Source organism: Butyrivibrio sp. AE3009, assembly GCF_000420845.1.
Lineage (GTDB): Bacteria > Bacillota > Clostridia > Lachnospirales > Lachnospiraceae > Butyrivibrio.
In genome coordinates this window covers 1-2,455 of the sequence record NZ_ATVS01000091.1, presented here as the reverse complement: position 1 = coordinate 2,455, position 2,455 = coordinate 1, and the positions used below count along the sequence as shown (strand labels likewise).

The following is a 2,455-nucleotide window of genomic DNA, read 5'->3' as shown; positions in this document are numbered from 1 at the left end:
GAAGCAGCCATAATCTATTCGGCTTAGACTGTGAAATGCATATTAGAAGCAAGTTTCATGAGTGGTTCGTATGCTGCATCCAGAGTTGGGGGCAAGGATGGCGTGAGAAATGCTTAACATCAGAAATCAGAAATGTGATTCTCTTTTCTGGGGAATGGGCTACTGGACGAGAGCCAACGCCGAGGTGTGCCTGATTGCAACCAAGGGCCATCCGAAAAGAGTCGGCAGGGCAGTCCATCAGGTGATCATCAGCCACATAGAAGAACACAGTAAGAAACCTTCCGAGACCCGGGACAGGATCCTGGAGCTCATGGGTGATGTTCCAAGGATAGAACTTTTTGCAAGACAGAAGACTCTCGGCTGGGACATTTGGGGCAATGAGCTGGAAAATGATCTGGAGCTGGCAGCATGATTGTAAATAATCCACATTGACTTGGATACAAAAACTGGACTACGATTGATTGGTATAAAAAAGAATGAGGGGTAGTACTATTATGAGAAAATTTATGACATGTGGATTAGCCATTGCAACTGCGGCAATGGTACTGACAGGCTGCGCAGGCAGCACTGGTGGCGAAGAAAGTAGTTCCATTTTTGAAGCACAGTCGGATGTAAATGCTCCAGAGGCAGCAGGCGATAATGCCGGAGATAATTCCGGGGCAGGTGATGCCGGAGATAATTCCAGGGCAGGTGATGCTGTGGCAGATGGAAATGAGCAGGGGGGCAATTCCGATACAGCTTCTGCAGAACAAGCTTATGGCGTGAGTATCTGTGATGAAACATCAGAGCTTGATTATTCCTATGACTACGATAGCGAGATCAAGTTTGCTGTTCAGAATGCTATAGTGGAATCAAGTTCCTATGAAGAAGAGTTCCAAAAGATTGATGCAATCTGTGAGCACATCACTTCACGAAGAAAAGATAGTGAGAATCAGGTTGAAATGAATATGGTTGCAAGTTATTTCTTTAAGGTTTGGGATGATGAGCTGAACGACCTATGGGGAAGGTTTTCTTATGGCGTTGATGAGCAGACCAAGGAAAAAGTTCTCGCTGATCAGCGTAATTGGAATTCCATGAAAGAGAGTGCTGTACTTGAAGCACTTGGCCCTGCAGAGGAAGGTGGAAGCATTTATCCGGTTCTGTATTATGACCTATTGGAGAACAGCACCAAGACAAGATGCTATTTTATTGCAAAAGAGTTTGCGGCTTTCAAGGGTGTTGGTTTTGCAATGCCTGCCAAGGGCGTTACCGGCTTGTACATCGACAATCAGGGAACAGGAGAGATTTACGGATCACTTTATGTTTCTGAAGGATGGGAGTCCGGATATGACTGCAAGGTATCCATCTACAGAATTGGAGAGCTGGAAGGTAGTGTAGAAGAGGCCGGTGATGGAAAGCTTTCATTTGTTTCATATGATGATAATGTCAAAGGGACAATCACTTATGGCTGGGATGGAGCGACATTTGAAGTAACAGAAGTCAATGGTGATTCAATAGTCAGCGTTGGCGATGTATATGAATTTCCATTTGTGTTCTGATAGAAAAGGTGAGAGATGATAAAAGATTACTGTGTTATTTTTGACATGGACGGTGTTATCTTCGACTCGGAGAGAGCTTGCCAATCAGATGATAGAAGTCCTTTTTGAGAGGGACTATTCGATATTTGAGGAGGATTGAATATGAAAAGAGCTATATTAGCAGCAATGTCACTGGTGATTGCATTTGGGATGACAGCTTGCGGTGCAAAAAAGGCAGACAATGCAGAAATAATTGGTGGTGCAGATGAGCCCACAACTATTGAGCTTCCTTCAACAGTGGGTAAGGAGAGTGATGTGGATGCGCATTTTTTGGAGTATCTGAAGGGGAATGAAGCTGATGCAAACGGCGAGACCTTCTGGGCTGTAGGAGAGCCTGATATGGAATATGCCCTCTATGACATGAACGGAGATGGCGTAAATGAGTTGATTGTCCGCTCTTTTGGATATTGGATCTATGACATCATCGAGTATAAGGACAATAAGATCCAGTCAGCGAATGTGGAGAATCTTGGATCCTCCGGAGTTACTTTCATAAATGATAAGAACCAGTTTGTCAGTGGAGATACAGGTCATGAAGGCCGTAAGATGTATGTTGTATCAGAAATTGCTGATCAAGGAGAAGCTAAGGTTGTCATGGCGTTTGTAAACTACTACGATGATTGGGCTGAGTCCGGCGCACCAGAGTTTTATATGCAGGAGAATCCGCCACAGGACTACCTTGAGAATATAGAGAAGTTCGATGTCATTACAGAAGAGGAGTTCAATGCTCTTGTGGATGAATATTCAAAGGAAAATACATCTATTGAATGGATAAAACTTGAATGAACTGATATGTAATGACATCCTGTCAAGAGAAACTTACAGGGAGGGCAAGCCCTGCTTGTGCTCAAGACATACGAAAGTAATCAAATAGAGGT

The 2,455-nt window shown here is 43.9% G+C and carries 2 protein-coding genes and 1 pseudogene; all 3 read left to right on the top strand.

The window, feature by feature from the left end; all coding sequences use genetic code 11:
* Positions 1 to 121 precede the first annotated feature (121 nt).
* Positions 122 to 412, top strand: a pseudogene (locus tag G588_RS21045) (MT-A70 family methyltransferase); the annotation flags it as partial.
* Between the two features lie 94 nt (positions 413 to 506).
* Positions 507 to 1,538, top strand: a complete 1,032-nt coding sequence (locus G588_RS21040; RefSeq protein ID WP_196805017.1) for a lysozyme inhibitor LprI family protein — start codon at positions 507 to 509, stop codon at positions 1,536 to 1,538.
* A gap of 141 nt (positions 1,539 to 1,679) precedes the next feature.
* Positions 1,680 to 2,363 carry a hypothetical protein gene (locus G588_RS0118355; RefSeq protein ID WP_022780144.1) on the top strand — a complete coding sequence of 228 codons (684 nt, stop codon included), beginning with the start codon at positions 1,680 to 1,682 and terminating at the stop codon, positions 2,361 to 2,363.
* The last annotated feature ends 92 nt before the right edge of the window (positions 2,364 to 2,455 follow it).